The 18,292-nt window shown below is 62.7% G+C and carries 16 protein-coding genes; 6 read left to right on the top strand and 10 right to left on the bottom strand.

Annotation, left to right across the window (positions count from 1 at the left end; translation table 11 throughout):
- Positions 1-62: 62 nt before the first annotated feature.
- The 4 genes from HP556_RS10265 to HP556_RS10250 are packed head-to-tail and all read right to left on the bottom strand — an operon-like array spanning position 63 to position 3,867.
- The gene (locus tag HP556_RS10265; RefSeq protein ID WP_175366919.1) at positions 63-1,283 is read right to left on the bottom strand and encodes an acyl-CoA dehydrogenase family protein; all 1,221 of its coding nucleotides are present in this window, start codon (positions 1,281-1,283) and stop codon (positions 63-65) included.
- 50 nt (positions 1,284-1,333) lie between these two features.
- Positions 1,334-2,344: an NrtA/SsuA/CpmA family ABC transporter substrate-binding protein gene (locus tag HP556_RS10260; RefSeq protein WP_175366918.1), complete on the bottom strand. Its 1,011-nt coding sequence runs from the start codon at positions 2,342-2,344 to the stop codon at positions 1,334-1,336.
- A 24-nt stretch (positions 2,345-2,368) separates the two neighbouring features.
- The gene (locus HP556_RS10255) at positions 2,369-3,082 is read right to left on the bottom strand and encodes an ABC transporter ATP-binding protein (RefSeq protein ID WP_175366917.1); all 714 of its coding nucleotides are present in this window, start codon (positions 3,080-3,082) and stop codon (positions 2,369-2,371) included.
- Positions 3,079-3,867: an ABC transporter permease subunit gene (locus HP556_RS10250; protein WP_338117559.1), complete on the bottom strand. Its 789-nt coding sequence runs from the start codon at positions 3,865-3,867 to the stop codon at positions 3,079-3,081. Before HP556_RS10250 ends, HP556_RS10255 begins: the two co-directional genes overlap by 4 nt.
- 450 nt (positions 3,868-4,317) lie before the next feature.
- On the opposite strand from HP556_RS10250, the gene HP556_RS10245 reads away from it, so the two are divergent.
- On the top strand, positions 4,318-5,391 hold the full coding sequence (locus tag HP556_RS10245; protein ID WP_175366915.1) for an LLM class flavin-dependent oxidoreductase: 1,074 nt from the start codon (positions 4,318-4,320) through the stop codon (positions 5,389-5,391).
- A 141-nt stretch (positions 5,392-5,532) separates the two neighbouring features.
- On the opposite strand, the gene HP556_RS10240 is transcribed toward HP556_RS10245, so the two are convergent.
- Positions 5,533-5,736: a hypothetical protein gene (locus tag HP556_RS10240; protein ID WP_175366914.1), complete on the bottom strand. Its 204-nt coding sequence runs from the start codon at positions 5,734-5,736 to the stop codon at positions 5,533-5,535.
- A gap of 368 nt (positions 5,737-6,104) precedes the next feature.
- Between HP556_RS10240 and HP556_RS10235 the strand changes: the two genes are divergently transcribed.
- Complete coding sequence (locus tag HP556_RS10235) at positions 6,105-6,947, top strand: CmcJ/NvfI family oxidoreductase (RefSeq protein WP_175366913.1); 843 nt, start codon at positions 6,105-6,107, stop codon at positions 6,945-6,947.
- 64 nt (positions 6,948-7,011) lie between these two features.
- Here the strand turns inward: HP556_RS10235 and HP556_RS10230 are convergent, their stop codons facing one another.
- Positions 7,012-8,349: an LLM class flavin-dependent oxidoreductase gene (locus HP556_RS10230; RefSeq protein WP_175366912.1), complete on the bottom strand. Its 1,338-nt coding sequence runs from the start codon at positions 8,347-8,349 to the stop codon at positions 7,012-7,014.
- Positions 8,350-8,645: 296 nt separating this feature from the next.
- On the opposite strand from HP556_RS10230, the gene HP556_RS10225 reads away from it, so the two are divergent.
- Genes HP556_RS10225 through HP556_RS10210 form a run of 4 tightly spaced genes read left to right on the top strand, consistent with a single transcriptional unit; the run spans position 8,646 to position 13,868 of the window.
- Positions 8,646-10,265 carry an ABC transporter substrate-binding protein gene (locus HP556_RS10225; RefSeq protein ID WP_175366911.1) on the top strand — a complete coding sequence of 540 codons (1,620 nt, stop codon included), beginning with the start codon at positions 8,646-8,648 and terminating at the stop codon, positions 10,263-10,265.
- An 8-nt stretch (positions 10,266-10,273) separates the two neighbouring features.
- Positions 10,274-11,191: an ABC transporter permease gene (locus HP556_RS10220; protein WP_175366910.1), complete on the top strand. Its 918-nt coding sequence runs from the start codon at positions 10,274-10,276 to the stop codon at positions 11,189-11,191.
- The gene (locus HP556_RS10215; RefSeq protein WP_175366909.1) at positions 11,188-12,102 is read left to right on the top strand and encodes an ABC transporter permease; all 915 of its coding nucleotides are present in this window, start codon (positions 11,188-11,190) and stop codon (positions 12,100-12,102) included. The genes HP556_RS10220 and HP556_RS10215 overlap by 4 nt, the downstream gene beginning before the upstream one ends.
- Positions 12,099-13,868 carry a dipeptide ABC transporter ATP-binding protein gene (locus HP556_RS10210; RefSeq protein WP_175366908.1) on the top strand — a complete coding sequence of 590 codons (1,770 nt, stop codon included), beginning with the start codon at positions 12,099-12,101 and terminating at the stop codon, positions 13,866-13,868. The genes HP556_RS10215 and HP556_RS10210 overlap by 4 nt, the downstream gene beginning before the upstream one ends.
- Positions 13,869-13,895: 27 nt before the next feature.
- Here the strand turns inward: HP556_RS10210 and HP556_RS10205 are convergent, their stop codons facing one another.
- From HP556_RS10205 to HP556_RS10190, 4 genes are read right to left on the bottom strand one after another with little or no spacing between them, the layout of a single operon-like run.
- Positions 13,896-14,498 (bottom strand): RBBP9/YdeN family alpha/beta hydrolase, encoded by a 603-nt coding sequence (locus HP556_RS10205; protein ID WP_175366907.1) that lies wholly within the window; start codon positions 14,496-14,498, stop codon positions 13,896-13,898.
- 57 nt (positions 14,499-14,555) lie between these two features.
- Positions 14,556-15,947 (bottom strand): LLM class flavin-dependent oxidoreductase, encoded by a 1,392-nt coding sequence (locus HP556_RS10200; protein WP_175366906.1) that lies wholly within the window; start codon positions 15,945-15,947, stop codon positions 14,556-14,558.
- 59 nt (positions 15,948-16,006) lie between these two features.
- Positions 16,007-17,167 (bottom strand): FMNH2-dependent alkanesulfonate monooxygenase, encoded by a 1,161-nt coding sequence (ssuD, locus tag HP556_RS10195; protein ID WP_175366905.1) that lies wholly within the window; start codon positions 17,165-17,167, stop codon positions 16,007-16,009.
- Positions 17,164-18,135 carry a sulfonate ABC transporter substrate-binding protein gene (locus HP556_RS10190; RefSeq protein WP_175366904.1) on the bottom strand — a complete coding sequence of 324 codons (972 nt, stop codon included), beginning with the start codon at positions 18,133-18,135 and terminating at the stop codon, positions 17,164-17,166. Before HP556_RS10190 ends, ssuD begins: the two co-directional genes overlap by 4 nt.
- Positions 18,136-18,292: the final 157 nt, after the last annotated feature.

Raw genomic sequence — 18,292 nt, 5'->3', positions numbered from 1 at the left:
TCCAGGTTGGGAATGAAGTGAATATATCGCGCTCGCTACGATCCCGCAGCGTTCCGGATGGCCTAGAAGAAGCCCTTGGCCGGCAGCGGCGTGCCGTTGATCTCATAGGCGCCGATCGCCTGCGCCTTGTAGGTCACCGGGTTGTGCGACGACAGGGTTCGCGCATTGCGCCAGTGACGGTCGAGGTTGTCGGACTTCTTGGTCGCGGATGCGCCGCCGGCGTCGAACAGCAGGCTGCCACTGCGGATGGCCAGTTCGTCGACGACGATCTTGGCCTTGGACGATGCGAGGGCGGCATCCAGCGCCGGCTTGGTATCTTCCCGATCAAGGGCCTTGCTCGATACGTCAAGCGCGTCGGCGGCGGCCAGCACGGTTGCTTCTGCCGCGAACGCGTTGCTTGCGATCTGGCCAACGGTCTGCTGCAGGATAGGGTCCTCGCGTGGGCGAAGCGTGGGCGCGTAATAGAAACTGCGCGCGCGCCGCCTGACGAGGTCGCTGGCGTCACGCAGGATGGCTGCGGCGATGCCGGCATTGATGGCCGTCAGGTAGAGTTGCGCGAACGTGTTCTGATAGGCGGCCCCATAACCGATATTGGGCTGATCGAAGATCAGTTCTGCCGCTTCCACCCGGACGTTGCGGAAATGCGTGGTTCCGCTTCCGGTCAGGCGCTGGCCCGAACCATCCCAGTCATCGACCAGCTCGATGCCCTCGCGCTTGACCGGAATGATCGTGGTCGCGAGTGCTTCATTGCCGTCCGCGACGCGCACCAGCACGTAGTCCGCATAGAGCGTGCCGGTGCTGTAATATTTGGTGCCGTTCAGGCGGTAGCCGTCGCCATCCGGCGTGACGGTGGTGGCGGGAGCGATGTCTCCCACCTGCGAGCTGCCCAGCTCGGTGGTGGCAAGGCCAATGATGGCGCCGGCCGCGACGTCGTCGCGCCACTTGCGATTCTGCGCGCTTGGCGGCGAGGCCAGTAGGCGCTCGACCACGCTATAGTGATTGCGCAGGATATGCGCGACATTGGCATCGGCTTCCGCCAACCTGATGACCGTAGTGAGCAGTTCTCGTACGGTACTGCCGCCGCCGCCGTCGGCCTTGGGAATGCGGAGCGCGCCGATCCGCGATCGGCGGATCAGCTCGATGATGTCGTAAGGCAGAACACGGTCGTGCTCGCGCTCTGCCTCGCCCTGCGCGATGTGATCAAACAACTGTTGCAGATCGGACGAACCGATCCGGATCGGCTGCGACACGTCGAACGAGTGCTGCGGTGTGGGCTTGTTCATGGGATTCTTTCTCGGCGATTCCGGTGGGGGGATCGAGCGGCGATAAAAACTTAAAGACTGGCCAGATGATCCGAGATGGTGACGGACTCGGGCAGGACCTTTCGCTCGGTCAGCCAGTTCGCTGCGGTTTGCAGTTCTCCGACGAATTTCTTGTCCGACACGGGGATGAGCGTGTAGTTGCGTTTGCGCTCGATGAACTGGTCGCGAATCCGGTCGTCATATTTCGCGACTTTCTGGATGAGATGCTCGGCGTCGGTGGTGTTCTTGTTGACCCACTGCGCTTCCTTCTCATAGGCCGCGTTGAGCGCCCGCACGATGGCCGGATTGTCCTTCGCGAACTTGCGGGACGTCACGTAAGAGGAGAAGTCGATCTGGAACGGCAGGTCGCGTCCCTCAAGGAAAACGTCGTGAGCCTTGTAGTCCAGCCGCGCGATGTCGACGCCCGGCGACCACATCGACCAGGCATCCACCTTGCCGGATGCGAGTGCCGGCGCTGCGTCCGGCGGGTTGAGATAGACGAATTTCACCTTGGAGCGGTCGACCTTGTGCTTCTCGAGCGCGGCGATGAGCAGGAACTCGCCAAGCCCGGAGCGGTTGACCGCGACCGACTTGCCGACCAGATCCTCGACCTTGTTGATGCCGGAATCATCCTTGGCGATGATCGCCGTCGTGCGCGGCTCGTAGAGCACGAATTGGGTGAAGACGAGCGGAGAGCCGGCGATAATGGCCGCCAGCGCGGGCGTGGTGCTACCGCCAAAGCCAAAATCAGCACTGTCACCGGTCACTGCCTGTAAGGTCGGCGCGTGGTTCGGGAATGGGCCGAGCCATTCCACCTTGATGTCATGCTGGGCGAGTGCCTTCTCGAACTCGCCGCGTTCCTTGGCGATCAGCGTGAGGCCGTGATAGCCCCAGGTGAGACGGACCTTGTCGGTCTTTCGCCCGGTGCTTTGCGCGATGGCGTCGTCATGGCTGGCGAGATGAATGCCGGCATAGGCGCTGACACCAGCCATCGCGAGACTGAGAAAATCCCGGCGTGACGATGTGAAGAACGGTTTTGACATGAGAAAACTTCCTGTGAGGTGGAATCAGGCGACCTGGAGATGGGCGGCGACGCCGAGTTCGCGAAGTAGTTGATCGCGGGATGCAGCCGGCCCGCCGTGAGTGTCGGCGTGGTGCTCGGACGCGATCAGGCCGTTGCGCATCACTAGAATCCGGTCGGCGAGGGCAATTGCTTCATCGACATCGTGAGTGACGAGAAGCACGCCGGGCTGGTGGCGGGCGACCAGCTCCTTGACCAGCACATGCATGCGAATTCGCGTCAGCGCGTCCAGTGCTGCGAAGGGTTCGTCGAGCAATAGCAACCGGGGCTCCTGCACCAGCGCGCGGGCGAGGGCGACGCGCTGTGCCTGTCCGCCGGACAGATTACGCGGCCAGTCGTCCAGCCGATCGCCGAGTCCGACCTCGACCAGGGCAGCGGCGGCACGCTTGCGCGGATCCGCGCCAGGAAGGCCGAGCGAGACATTCTGCCAGAGCGTGTCCCAGGGCAGCAGGCGATGTTCCTGAAACACCACGGCAGGTCGTCCCGGCGCATCGATATGTCCGCCCTGGATCGGGTCGAGGCCGGCGAGGGCGCGCAGCAACGTCGTCTTGCCGCAGCCGCTCTCACCGAGAAGTGCGACGAATTCGCCGCGCCCGATGCGGAGATCCAGCCTGTCGATCACCACCCGCGGACCATAGGCCCGCGTCAGGCCGCTCACGGTTACGGCGGTTTCGCTAGATGTCACAGATGTCGGGCTCATGATCGCGCGCCCTTGCCGTAGTTCGGATGCCAGGCGAGCAATTTGCGTTCGAGCAGCCGGGCGATGGAGTCGGCGGCAACCCCGATCAGCGCGTAGATCGCGATGGTCAGCACGATCACGTCGGTGCGCAGGAATTCGCGGGCGTCCATGGCGAGGAACCCGAGGCCTGATTGCGCGCCGACAGTCTCGGCCACCACAAGCGCCAGCCATGCCGTCGCCAGCGAATAGCGGACACCGGTGAGGATCGACGGCAGCGCACCGGGCAGGATGATGCGCCGGATCAATTGCAGCGTGGACAGCCCCTGGACGCGGCCGAGCTCGATCAGCTTCGGATCGATCTGACGAATGCCGAGCGTGGTGTTGATATAGATGGGGAAGGCGACACCGAGCGAGACCAGAAAGATCTTCTGTCCCTCACCGACGCCGAACCAGACGATGACGAGGGGTACGAGGGCGAGGAACGGGATCGCGCGGATCATCTGCACGCTGCGATCGATCAATGCTTCGGCGATGCGCGAGAAGCCCACCAGCGTGCCGAGAATGAAGCCGATGCTGCCGCCGATTGCAAAGCCCGCGGCCGCGCGGAGCAGGCTGACGCCGAGATCGTTCAGCAGCGATCCGGACAAGGTCAATTTCCACGCCGTGCGTAGCACCTTTGAGGGGGCAGGAAGCACTTGCGGCGACAGCCAGCCGGCCTGCGCTAGCGCTTCCCATACAACAATGAGAATAATGGGCGCGATCCAGGACAGAACGATCAGATTTGGCTTCAGGCCGGGTTTGGCAATGGCGGAAGCGTTGCGCGCGGGTGTCGGCGTTGCGGGCGCGCGATACTCCTGTTGAATGACGTAGTCGACGTTGCTCACCCTGCCATCCATTGCTGCAGTTCTGAAATTCAGCGGCGATGATAGAGCAACGAAAAGCGCAGCGTCTTCAGTTTCTTCGGCGAAACTATTCTCCATGCGATATTAGATCAGTTTGATATCCGAGCGACGCGATTGAGAGGTGAACGATCTTTTGCAGTGCTTGTTTTTGGAAAATGAAGCTGCGTGTTGCCTTGAAATTTGATCGGCCCGAAGCGCAGTGGAATTTTCTTGTGGTGCTATGCGTCATGCGAAGAAGAAGTTTCTCGTTCGATCCGCGCTATTTTGCCGCCGATGTCATGAGTGCATGGCGGTGCTTGCATTGTTGTGTACGGGTCGTCTTATAGCGAGAGCGACATGAATATGAGGAAGACAATGAGCGCGAATCCTCTTCGATTTGGCGTCTGGGCACCGGTGCATGGGCCACGGGCGTCGCATCGGGATCCCGAAGAGCCGTATGATGCGTCGTGGGAGCGCAACAAGGCGCTGGTCCTGCAGGCCGAGGCACTGGGTTACGATTCGACCCTGATCGCGCAGCACACCATCAATCCGCATCAGGAGGATCTCGATCAACTCGAGACCTGGAGCTCTGCAGCGGCACTGGCTGCGCTGACCAGCCGGATCGAGATCATTGCGGCGATCAAGCCCTATCTGTTTCATCCGGTCGTACTCGCCAAGATGGCACTGCAGATCGAGAATATCAGCCGCGGCCGCTTTGCGCTCAATCTCGTCAATGCCTGGAACAAGCCCGAGCTGGAGAAAGCCGGTATCGGCTTTGCCGAGCATGACGATCGCTATGCCTATGGCAAGGAATGGATCTCGATCGTTGCGCAGCTGACGAGCGGGGAACGGCTGACGCACAAGGGTGAAAATTTCGATGTCCGAGACTACGCGCTGCGGCCGAAGGACCTGTACCGCGCGCGGCCCGCGATCTATGTCGGCGGCGAGTCGGAGCCAGCGCGCGATCTGGTGGCAGCGCACGGCGATGTCTGGTTCATCAATGGCCAGCCGCTGGCCGATGTCGCGGCACTGATCGCCAATGTGGCGGCACGACCGCGGGCCGGCGCACCGCTGCGTTTCGGCCTGTCGGCCTTCGTGATCGTGCGTGAGACTGACGCAGAAGCCGAGCAGGTACATCAGCGTCTGCTGGCGCTTGCCACGCAGGACGCGCCGATGAAGGCCATCCAGCGTGCCAATACCGATCCCAAGGTCGTGATGATGCAGACGATGCAGAAGTCGCCGCGGGTCGGCACCAATGGCGGCACCGCTGCGGGTCTAGTGGGAAGCTACGATACGGTCACGGCCCGCATCCGCGAATTCCATGCCGCCGGCATCGAGTTGTTCATGCTGCAATTCCAGCCATTGGAGAAGGAGATGCAGCGTTTTGCCGAGCAAATCTTTCCACGGGTGAAGAGGGAGGCAGCTTTGCTGAAGACCTCGCGCGGTTGAGTTGACACCGCGAAGCGGTCTTGCCGGACGGCGAGAGCCCCGCTTAGCCAAACCACCACACGAACAGGCTGAGGAACGTCGCGTGTCCCAGTACCAAAGCGATCATCTTTCCGAGATACATGCCTTGGTCCCTTCTTCCGTCTACATGGCCGATGCGTTGTCTCTGACTGTATCGAGACGGAGTGCCTGCAGGGCGCGATCGAGTTGCTGGGCTGGCGTCACTGTGGCTGCAGCATTCCGGGACATGTCAGGCTTGGGCTGATGGGCAGCGTGATAGGTCTCGACGGCCGTCGCAAGCGCGAGAGCGCCTGCGATGGCAACGGCGAGAAGTGGCGGATGTGGCATCAATTCGACTCCTGAAGGCGCCCATTAACGCTCCACACAGCGCGCTTGGGAATTCCAAAGTTGGGCCGAACGGCTTCCAATCCTTCTTTCGGAGCGCCGGTCACGAGGCGCAAATGCTTGCAGATGCAAGCGATGTTCCGGGTGCGCAGAAGCACCGACGCCGAACGTTGTTCACGATGATCGTGATCACAACATTAAACATCTTCAATCGATACCGATGCTGAAATCACATCATCCGTTTTCACGCTGACGGGAAATGACGTTCTTATTTGAGACGCCCCATTGGCGCGGTGGGTCTCCGGGATCAGATTGAACCAAATGGGCCGCATGAAATGTGTGATGAGCCCATATCAATCGGGAGAACCATCATGGGACTGCTCAACGAGAAGATCACGGCCGGTGCATTCGTCACCGCGGATCTGAACTACCTGGCACCGATCAATGGCCGCCCTCGTACCTACACATTCGATCCTCCGGCCGGCGAGCCGCGCTCCACTGCGGAGCCGGAGCCGCATGCGGTTGCGATCCATGATGCGCGACCGAGCATCGATCAGTGGTCGCTCGATGAACACGGCTTTGCGGTGGCGCACCAGCACAGCGCGGTGTCCGATTTCTACGACGACGAGAACGTCAAGGACGTCTACTATCCCGAAGCCGAGAAGCTGCTCAAAGACATCACCGGCGCGAGCCGTGTCTTCATCTTCGATCATACCGTGCGCAAGCGCGTCGATGGCGTCAATGACCGCGGCGAAGGCCCGCGCCAGCCTGTCGCCCGGGTGCATGTCGATCACACCGATAGATCGGGTCCGCAACGTGTCCGCGATCTGCTCCCGGAGGATGCGGAAGAATTGCTCAAGGGGCGCGTGCAGATCATCAATCTGTGGCGTCCGATCCGCGGCCCGTTGAAGGATTCGCCGCTGGCGGTCGCCGATGCGCGGACCGTTCGCTTTGACGAACTGGTCGGATCGGATCTGGTCTATCAGCACCGGGTCGGTGAAACCTACGCGGTGAAATTCAATCCGCAGCATCGCTGGTACTACGTGCCGGATATGACGCCTGACGAGATACTGCTGCTGAAGTGCTATGATTCGACCAAAGACGGCGTCGCACGTTTCGCTCCGCATACGGCCTTTGCGGATCCGACCGCGCCTGCGGATGCGCCGCCGCGCGAGAGCATCGAGCTGCGGGCGCTGGTGTTCCACGCGCCATAGGGCAGGTTAGCGCGACCGTGACTGCTCCCGTCGATCGCGACGGGAGCAGTCATCCATAGTGATATCACGCCGTGACGGCCGCTGCGGGATGCTTGGCATAGCGGCTGGGCGGACGTTCGAGTCCGAAGTGATCGCGCAGCGTGGTGCCCTCGTAGTCGCGGCGGAAGATGCTGCGCTTCTGCAGCAGCGGGACGACCTCGTCGACGAACACGGCCAGACCGGTCGGCAAGACGTCAGGCATCAGGTTGAAGCCATCGGCGGCACCGGCCCTGAACCAAGCCTCGATATCGTCGGCGATCGCCTCGGGCGTTCCGACGATGATGCGATGGCCGACGCCGCCGCCCAGCGCCTTGAGCAGTTGCCGCACCGTCAGATTATCCTTGCGGGCCATGGCAACGGTGCCCTTGAACATCGTCTGGTTGGCATTGGCCGGCAGTGGGATGTCCGGTAGTGGCTTGTCGAGTTCGAGGATATCGGGCGAGACATGCAGTGTTCCCGCCAGGCGCGACAGGCTGTACTGGATCGGCACCAGGTCCCACAACTCATCCTGCCGGCGCTGTGCTTCGGCCTCGGTGCTGCCGATGATGGTCGCAAGGCCCGGCAGGATCACGATGGAATCCGAGGGGCGGCCATAGGCGACGGCCCGCGCCCGCAGATCGCGCGCATAGGCGACGCCATCCTCGATCGATTGGGACAGCGTGAACACCGCATCGGCCTGCGCCGCGGCGAGGTCGCGGCCGTCGCTTGAACCGCCGGCCTGCACGGTGATCGGCCGTCCCTGCGGCGAGCGCGGCACGGTCAACGCACCGGCCACGGTGTAATGCGTGCCGCGATGATCGATGGCGTGGACCTTCGACGTATCGACGAAACGCGCCGTCGCCTTGTCGCCGACAAAGGCGTCGTCTTCCCAACTGTCCCATAGCGCGTGTACGACCTCGGCGAATTCCTTCGCGCGCTCATAGCGCAAGCCATGTTCGAGCACGTGCGAGAGGCCGAAATTGCGGCTCGCAGACGCGTCCGCCGTGGTCACCGCATTCCAGCCGACGCGGCCACCGCTCGCATGGTCGAGCGTCGCGAAGCGCCGCGCGATATTGTACGGCTCGTTATAGGTCGTGGATGCGGTGGCGATCAGGCCGATATGCGTGGTCGCCGCAGCCACGCTTGCCAAAACGATGGTCGGCTCCATGGATTGAAATGGCCGCAAGTCGATGCGGTCGGTGATGGCCGGCGTGTCGGCGAGAAAGATCGCGTCGAATTTTCCGCGCTCGGCGATCTTCGCGACATTCACATAATGCTGCACATCGTAGAATGCGCCGGGATCGCTGTCCGGCAGCCGCCATGCCGATGCATAGACCCCGGAATGGAGCAGGTTCACGTTGAGATGCAGTTTGCGTTCACTCATGGAGCATTCCTGATGGGCGAGGCGGAGAGCGATCCAGTTGTCTTCGGGCTCGCACGTATGACATTCGCCCACTGATCGCATCGCATCGCGAATGATCTTTCAAACTTGGTGTCGCGACGGTGAGATCGCGTGAAGTGCATTGTCTTTGCGCGGATTGCAGATTTAGATCGCGCTACAAATTGCTACCGCGTTGCAGCGCTCAGATGAAGTGGCAACTCTATGCCATTGATCACTTCAGAAAATGCGAGACGTTGCTGCTGCGGTTGGTAGTGAAAAACACCAACGGACGGTCCCCAATGAGGAAGATTAGTATTTCGCCACGCACTGCGATCGTCATCGCGTCGGTCATGCTGGGCGGACAGCTTGCGCAGGCGCAGGAAGGCAAGCCGGTTTCCGGCGGCGCCATTACATGGGGCGTTGCGACCGAACCGAGCTGCTTCGATCCGCATCGCGCCTCGCAGCAGGCTGCATTTTTCGTGGCGCGCAACTATATCGACTCGCTGGTTGGCAAGAAGACCGATGGCAGCTTCGCGCCATGGCTGGCGACTGAGTGGTCGATCTCGCCGGACGGCAAGGAATATACGTACAAGCTGCGCGAGGACGTCGTCTTCCACGACGGCGAGAAGTTCGACGCGGCGGCGGTGAAGGCGAATTACGATTTCGTCAAGAAGCCGGAAAACGCCACCAATGCAGTCGCGCTGCTGCAATATTTCGATCGCGCCGAAGTCGTGTCGCCCTATGTCGTCAAATTGATCCTGACGCAGCCGGATTCGACGTTCCTGGAGTCCACGTCCAACGTCAAGCTGGGCATCATCTCGCCAAAGGCTCTCGCCAAGGGTGACCTGTGCGGCGGCGGGCCGCTGCTGGCGGGCAGCGGACCGTTCGTGTTCGAGCGCTACAGCCGCGGCCAGTCGGCGGTGTTCGTCCGCAACAAGGATTACAAGTGGGGACCGGGTTATGCCGCGCATACCGGCCCGGCCTATCTCGATCGCGTGACGCTGCGATTCCTGCCGGAGGCCGCGGTGCGGGCCGGTGCGCTGACGTCGGGACAGGTCGATCTGATCGAAGGCGTGCAGCCGACCGACGTGGCGCTGTTCGCAGATCAGGCCGAATTCAAATTGCTGACCGGTCCATCCGGCGCCAGCACGTCGTTTACGTTCAATATCAATTACACCATTCCGCCGGCTGATGACGTGCGGGTCCGGCGCGCGCTGCGAGACGGCTTCGATCTCGAGCCGCTGGTCAAGCAGGTCTATCTCGGTACGGTGCCGCGTGCATGGTCCATCATTGGCCCGGCCAACCCGGCCTATAACAAGGCGCTGGTCGGTGCGTGGGGCAACAATATCGCGGGCGCCAACAAGCTGCTCGACGAAGCCGGCTGGACCGGCCGCGATTCTGAGGGCTTCCGCACCAAGAACGGCGTGCGCCTGAAGATCGACGTCGGCTATCCGCAGCCTTACGTTCGCGACAACCGCGAAGTGCTGATCCAGGGCATCCAGGCCGCGTTGCGCAAGAATATCGGCTTCGATCTCAACCTGCGCATCATCACCGCTGGCGAATATGCCAAGAACAACGCCAACGGCAACTGGACGATCTATCCGAACACCGACAATCCATCGGATCCGGCGCGGGAGTTGTGGGACATGCTCGGCTCCAAAGGGTTTCTGTATTCCAACATCGCCAATCCGGATCCGCAGATTACGGGTCTGATCGATGAAGCGCTGCGCTCGACCGACGTGGCGAAGAAGCGCGCCCTCACCGATGAAATCCAGAAGCTCGGCGTCGATCAGGCCTTCATCGTGCCGATGTTCGCTCCGAGCTGGTTTCTGGCGGCGAAGAACAACGTCAACGGGCTGAGCTTCGAGGCGGGTCTAGACTCGCCGTCGAGCGCCTATGACTTCTGGCTGGCGAAGTAGACGAGATCATGTGGTCTCGTATCATTTCCAGATTGCTCACCAGCCTCGTGGTGGCCTGGGCAAGTGTGACGGCGGCATTCTTGGCGCTGCACGCTTTGCCGGGGCGCATCCAGGATATCCTGGCGGGCGATCTGGAATATCCAGGGCTGCGCGAGGCGATTGCGGCGGAGTGGGGGCTCGATCGCAGTCTGCCCGCGCAGTACCTGGATTTTCTTCTGCGCATCCTGCAGGGCGATTTCGGCACGTCCTACGTGCTGCGTCAGCCCGTCACCGAGGTCGTGGGATCACAACTGATGCCGACGGTACAGCTTGCGCTGCTCGGGGGCATACTGGCAGTCATCATTGCGATCGCGCTGGCGCTGTTGACGGCCGGCCGTGGGCGCATCTCGCGCCAGATCGCATCCTTTCTGGAACTGGTGTTCGCATCCACGCCGGTGTTCTGGCTCGGCATCCTGCTGCTGATGGCGTTTTCCTTCACGCTGCGCTGGTTTCCGGTGTCCGGTGCCAGTGGCTGGCAGTCGATCGTGCTGCCGTCGCTGACACTGGCATTGCCGACGGCCGGCCTCCTCGCGCAGGTGCTGCGTGAGGCGATGGAGAAGACGCTCGATCAGCCCTTCGTCACCACGGTGCGTTCGCGCGGCGTCGGCGAGCTCGTGATCCGCGCGCGCCATGTGCTGCGGCATGCCTTGCTGCCGGCGGTGACGCTCGGCGGCTGGCTGATCGGCGGACTGCTCGGCGGCGCTGTGATCACGGAGAAAGTCTTCGGGCGTCCGGGTCTCGGCACCGTGACGCTCGGCGCCGTGCTGACCCATGACGTGCCGGTGGTGCTGGCCGTGGTGCTGCTGGCCGCTTTCATCCATGTCGCCGCATCGACCCTGCTCGACATCCTGTATTTGCTGATCGATCCGAGACTGAGGGCGCAATGAACATTCAAACGCGTCCGCTCGCGGACTTGTCCGTCGCGCTCGACCCGCAGGTCAATCCGCCCGGTGCGGTGGAACCGGTGACGACGGCGGCCGTGATCGCGCCGCGATTGCTGTCGCCGGGCCTTGCGATCTCACTGGCGTTTCTGTTCGTGCTGCTTCTGGCCGCGGCATTCCCACGCGCCTTCACCCAGTTCGATCCGCTGATCGGCGACTATGCGCTGGGGCTGAAGCCGCCGAGCTGGAAGCATCTGTTCGGCACCGACCGGCTCGGCCGCGACGTGTTCGCGCGGACCATCCACGGCACACGCTATTCGCTCCTGATCGGGCTCGGCGGCATGGCGATCAGTCTGGCCTTCGGCATCGTGCTTGGCATTCTCGCCGGACAGCGCAACCGCTTCCTCGACGAGGCGACGTCGCGCGTGTTCGACGTGCTGTCGTCATTCCCCGGCGTGCTGCTGGCGATGCTGGTGGTCACGTTTCTGGGGCAGGGTATGCTCAACATCGCCATTGCCGTGGGAATTGCCGGCATTCCGAAATTCGGCCGGGTGATCCGTGCCCAAACGCAATTGGTGCGCGATGCCGATTACGTGACGCATGCGGTCGTCTACGGCCTCGGCCGCTGGCAGATCTTCATCCGCCATGTGCTGCCGAATGTCTTGGTCGCCGTGCCGGTGATCGCGACGGTCTATATCGGCAATACGATCCTCGCGGTGTCGGGCCTCAGCTTTCTGGGGCTCGGCCCGCAGCCGCCGACGCCGGAATGGGGCGTGATGCTGGCGGAGAGTCGCGACGTGCTGCGCGTGGCGTGGTGGCCCGGCGTGTTTCCCGGCCTCGCCATCACACTGACGGTGATCGCCTTCACGCTGGTCGGCAATGCCATCCAGAAACGGTTCGAAGGACGGCTGGCATGACGGACAAACCATATCTGGTCATTCCACAACCCGATGATCTGCTGATCGACATTGAGGGACTCTCGATCGGTTTTGCCGGCGCCAATGGCGGCACGCCGATCGTCCGCAACTTCGACCTGACGATCCGCCGCGGCGAATGCGTGGCGCTGGTCGGCGAATCCGGATCGGGCAAGAGCATTACGGCACGCAGTCTGCTGAATCTGTCTGGTGACGGGGCCGAGGTCGACGCTGATCGCTTCCTGATCAAGGGCCGCAATGCGTTGCAGTTTCGCGAAGCCGACTGGCGCAAGCTGCGTGGCACGGTCACCGGCCTTGTCATGCAGGACGCGTTGGTGTCGCTGGATCCGCTACGCACCATCGGCCAGGAAGTCGGCGAGGTGCTCTCCGCGCATCGGACGTTACGTGGGCGACACACAGTTGCCGCACGCGTCACCGATGTGCTCCGCAAGGTCGGCATTCCCGATCCCGAACATCGAGCTACACAATATGCGCATCAGCTCTCCGGCGGTTTGCGCCAGCGCGCATTGATTGCGTCGGCCATTGCGGCCGACCCGGATCTCATTATCGCAGACGAACCAACCACATCGCTGGACGTCACCGTCCAGGCGCAGGTGCTCGCCGTATTGGCCGAGCGCGTGCGGGAAGGCGCCGGACTGCTGCTGATCAGCCATGATCTCGCTGTCGTGGCCGGAATCGCCGATCGAGTGATCGTGATGCGCGACGGCCGCATCGTGGACAGCGGAGCCACGGCGGATGTCTTGCGCCGTCCGCGCCATCCCTATACGCGCCAGCTTCTTGCTGCGATCCCATCCGCTGATTCAAAAGGACATCTGCTCGCGTCTGCCCGATTTGATGTTGCAAGCGTCGAAGGGGACGGCGCCGTCGGCTCTGTCATCGTCCGCGAGCGCCTTCCGGTCCGAAAGCCGTCGGATGAAGCTTTGGTGCTCCAGGTTGAGGGCATTTCTAAACGTTATGTCCAGCGGCGGACCGCGGGCCGCGAACCGTCTCTTCCGGCATTGGACCAGGTCAGCTTTGCTGTAAAGGCCGGCGAGGTCGTTGGCATTGTCGGCGAGTCCGGATCTGGCAAGTCGACATGCGCCAAGATCGTGCTCGGTCTGCTTGCGCCGGACGAGGGCGAGGTGCGCCTGCTCGGGCAGCCGTGGTCCGGGGTGGCGGAGGCCGAGCGGCGCGCGCTGCGCGCAAGGCTGCAATATATCCCGCAGGATGCGCTCAGCAGTTTCGATCCGCGCTACCGGGTCGCCGATGTGATTGCCGAAAACCTGACCGGTGATGCGCGCGCAAAGCGCGACCGCATCGTCGCGCTGCTCGATCAGGTCGGTCTGAACGCCGGTCATCTCGGTCGTTATCCGCGGTCGCTGTCGGGCGGCCAGCGGCAGCGTGTCTCCATTGCACGTGCACTGGCGGCGGAGCCGGACATCATCGTGTGCGACGAGCCAGTGTCGGCGCTGGATGTTTCGATCCAGGCGCAGGTGCTGGACCTGCTGAGCGAGTTGCAGGCGCGCCTCGGCACGGCGCTGCTTTTCATTTCTCACGATCTGGGCGTCGTCCAGCATATCGCGGATCGCGTGCTGGTGTTTCACCGCGGGCGGATCGTCGAATCCGGACCGGTCGATCAGGTATTTTCCAACCCGGCCGATGACTACACCAGGGCCTTGTTGTCATCGATCCCCGCGATCGAGAGTGCCTTCGTGCGTTCGTCTGCCAATGCGGCGACGGCTGGCCTTTCGACGGCACGATCGGTTTGAACGGGACGATAAGACGGTTGAAACACTCTACGATGCCGGCACCCGTTTGCCGGTCGTCCGGTTTCGGAGTGGCCGTGGCGGGTGCTGTGCCGACTCGGCTTTCGCTGTCAGCGCATCGACCAGATGGTGCGCCGCCGGCCACGCGCCATAGCCCGACGCGATATTGATGTGGCCGGCATCGCCCATATTGACGAAGTCCGAGCCCCAGCTCCTGGCCAGCATGCGCGCCCGCTGTAGCGACATGAAGGGATCGTTGCTGCTGGCGACGACGATGCTCGGAAACGGCAGGGATGTCGTCGGCATCGGTGCAAAGTTGCGTAATTGCGGGAATGCGTCGGTGTTCGTTTCCACATCGGCCGGTGCGACCAGAAGTGCGCCGCCGATTTTGATGTCCGGCACCCGCAGCGCTGCATGAGCAATGAGGATACAGCCGAGACTGTGGGCGACTGCGATCGCGCCGGGATTGGCATCTGCGCTCGACAGAAGTCGCTCCACCCAGCGATCGAGCACAGGCGCGTCCCAGTCGTCCTGCTCGACGCGGCGCGCAAACGGCGTATGGCTCTGCAACAGGCTCTGCCAGTGGCCGTCCGGCGAGCCGTGAAGGCCCGGGATGATCAGAGCGCCTCGCATGCGTCGATCCCTCTGCTGCTTTGGTGCCAGCCCGAGCGGTAGGCCGACTTCGAGTCGTTACTCCGCGGCGATAGCGGATGGCAGCACGGGGCGGAACGAGGAGGCTGGATGCGGCGACTGCAGCCGTGCGCGACCGGCACCGAACAGTTTTTCGCGAAGCGTGCCGGGCGCATAGGCACTCTTGTAGATACCGCGCCGGGTCAGTTCCGGAACCAGCAGATCGACGATGTCCTCGAAGCTTCCGGGCGAGATCGCGAAGGCGAGGTTCAAACCATCGACGTCGGTCTGCGCGACCCAGTCCTCGATGGCGTCAGCTACCTGTTCGGGCGTTCCGACCACGATTGGCCCGATGCCGCCGATGCCGACATGCTCGGCCACCTCGCGCACCGTCCAGGTGCGATCGGGATCGGCGCGGGTGATATTGTCCATCGCCGTGCGGCCGGCCTCGTTGTGGACGTGCTCCACCTTCTGGTCGAGGTCATAGGTCGAGAAATCGACGCCGGTCCAGCCGGACATCAGCGTCAGGGCGCCCTCATGGTTGATGTAGCGACGATACTCCGCATGTTTCGCGGCGGCTTCCTCCTCGGTGCGGCCGAGGATCACCGTCATCATGCTGAACATCAGGATTTCCGACGGATCGCGCCCGGTCTCTGCCGTAAGCGCGCGGATCGCAGCGACGCGCGGCGCGATCACCTTTGCGGATGGACCGGACATGAACACGCATTCGGCGTGTTGCGCGGCGAACAGTTTTCCGCGCAGCGACGTTCCGGCCTGATAGAGCACCGGCGTTCGCTGCGGTGACGGCTCGGAGAGATGGATGGCGTCGAGTGTGTAGTTCTCGCCACAATGCTGGACGCGGTGAACACGCGACGGCTCGGTGAAGATGCCGCGCGCCTTGTCGCGCTGCACGGCGTCGTCTTCCCAGCTGCCTTCCCACAGCTTGTAGACGACCTCCATATATTCTTCGGCGACGTTGTATCGGTCGTCATGGGCATTCTGGCTGGCCTTGCCCATGCCCTTGGCGGCGCTGTCGAGATAGCCGGTAACGATGTTCCAGCCGATGCGGCCATCGGTGAGGTGATCGAGGGTCGACATCCGGCGGGCGAATGGATAGGGCGGCTCGTAGGACAGCGTACAGGTCACGCCGAATCCGAGATTATCGGTGACGGCAGCCATCGCCGACACCAGCAGCAGCGGGTCGTTGACCGGCACCTGCGCGGCATTGCGCAATGCCGCGTCCGGATTGCCGCCGAACACGTCGTAGATGCCGAGCACATCTGCAAGGAAGAGGCCGTCGAAACGACCGCGTTCCAGAGTTTTGGCCAGATCGAGCCAGTAGGGCAGACGATTATAGTCGCTGGAGCGATCGTCGGGATGCGTCCACAGGCCGGGCGACTGGTGCGCCACGCAGTTCATGGCGAACGCGTTGAGGCGAATCTGCTTGGTCATGTGGTGTCCTCCAGATGCCGCGGCGTCATTGCGCCGCTGGGATCAAGGCTGGCGGCGCATCAAACTTTTGCGGTCGCCCGGCGGTGATCTGCGAGTGGCTCTCCGAACGGGCCGGTATTGGCGCGGAACTGCCGGACATTGCTGGTTTGTTGCAGCGACAGCAGCGGGAATACCAGTTCGGCAAACCGATAGGCCTCTTCGAGATGCGGATAGCCGGACAGGATGAACGTATCGATGCCCAGGTCCTGATATTCGCGGATGCGTGCGGCGACGGTGGCGGGATCGCCGACCAGCGCCGTGCCGGCGCCGCCGCGCACCAGGCCAACGCCGGCCCACAGATTCGGGCTGACCTCGAGCCGGTCGCGCCGGCCGCCGTGCAATTGCGACATGCGCTGCTGGCCGACGGAATCCATTCGCCCGAGAATTTGCTGCGCGGATGCGATCGTGTCGTCGGTGAGGTGTTCGATCAGTTCGTCGGCGGCCTTCCATGCCGCCTCGTTGGTATGGCGGACGATGACATGCAGCCGAATGCCGAACGTGATCTTGCGGCCGCGCTGCTCGGCGATCCCGCGCACGCGTGCAATCTTCTCCGCCACCTGCGCCGGCGGCTCGCCCCAGGTCAGGTATTTGTCGACGGTATCGACGGCGACATCGATGCCGGCATCCGACGAGCCGCCAAAATAGAATGGAGGATGGGGCGTCTGGATCGGTGGATAGAGGATGCGGCCGTCTTCGACCGTGATGTGCTTGCCCGCGACAGTGACGGCTTCGCCGGCGAGCTCCCGCGCGTAAACATTCAGAAACTCACGGGTGACCTCATAGCGTTCGTCGTGATCGAGGAAGACGCCATCGCCCTTGTTCTCGACGGCATCGCCGCCCGTCACGATGTTGATGAGCAATCGTCCGTTGGTCAGGCGATCCAGCGTGGCAGTCATGCGCGCTGCTACTGTGGGCGACTGCAGTCCGGGTCGCACGGCGACGAGATAGCGCAATCGCTCCGTCCACGGCGCGATGGCCGATGCGATGACCCAGGAGTCTTCGCAATTGCGCCCGGTCGGGAGCAGGGCCCCGTAATAGCCAAGCTTGTCCGCAGCACGCGCAATCTGCCGCAGATAGTCGAAGTCGACCTCGCGCGCACCGGCCGTGGTTCCGAGATAGTGGCCGTCGCCGCTGGTCGGCAGGAACCAGAGGATCTTGAGAGCGTCGTCGACTGCGGTCATGGTGCGGGTGTCCCGGCGGCGTCGGCTACGGCAATGGCTTTCGGGATCAGTCCGAGCGCGAGAAACGTATCGGCCAGTTGCTGCTGCTCGGTGATGACCTTGCGATCAATCGGCTTGATCCCGTAGGCCTGCCGCTTGAGCGCGACCTCCAGTACAGCAACCGGCAGGCCGACCGAGGGGCTCAACTGTTCGGCCACGGCCTTGATGTCCGTCTTGGCCCAGTCGTCGACCTCCCGCAGGCCTTCGAGAATCGCATCGACCACCTTGGGATCCGATTCCAGGAATTTCTGCGATGACAGATAGAACTGGTAGTTCGAAACTGTATCGGTGCCGTCGGCGAGAACCGTCGCCTCGATCGCGGCTTCAGCGGCCGCCTGGAACGGGTCCCAGATCACCCAGGCATCCACGGCACCGCGCTCGAACGCCGCGCGCGCGTCAGCCGGCGCCAGGAACACCGGGGTGATGTCGGAATATTTGACATTGGCTTTCTCCAGCGCCTTGACGAGGAGATAGTGAACGTTGGAGCCCTTGTTGAGCGCGACCTTCTTGCCCTTCAGCTCGGCGACCGATTTGATCGGACTGCCTTTCGGCACCAGGATCGCTTCGCCCTTGGGCGCTGGCGGCTCATAGGCGACATAGCGGATCGGTGCGCCGGCGGCCTGCGCGAAGATCGGCGGTGCCTCGCCGGTGTTGCCGAAATCGAGCGCGCCGACATTGATGGCTTCCAGCAGCGCGGGGCCCGCCGAAAACTCCGTCCATTTGATGTTCCAGCCAAGTGCCTTCAGGCGTGGCTCCAAACTCCCCTTGCTCTTCAGCAGAACCAGCTTGCCGTATTTCTGGAAGCCAATCCGGACGGTCTTCTCCTGCGCTTGTGCTGATCCGGAACCGATCAGCATGGGAGCGGAGACGACCGCCACGCCGAGACCTATGGCGATGGCGGCTTTCAAGATTATTCGTCTGGCATGCATTGTCGTTGTCCTGCATTGGGGCGTGAAAGGCGCCATCACTGATGACGCATTAGAGTCCCAAGCAGGCGATCTGGGGAATTCCAAAAACCAGGACGATCATGGGTTGATCGCTCTGCACAATGCCGCCATCCGGAGAACGTTGTGCCCCTGGCATTGC

The organism is Tardiphaga robiniae (genome assembly GCF_013359755.1).
Lineage (GTDB): Bacteria > Pseudomonadota > Alphaproteobacteria > Rhizobiales > Xanthobacteraceae > Tardiphaga > Tardiphaga robiniae.
This window is presented reverse-complemented; position numbering and strand designations above follow the sequence as displayed.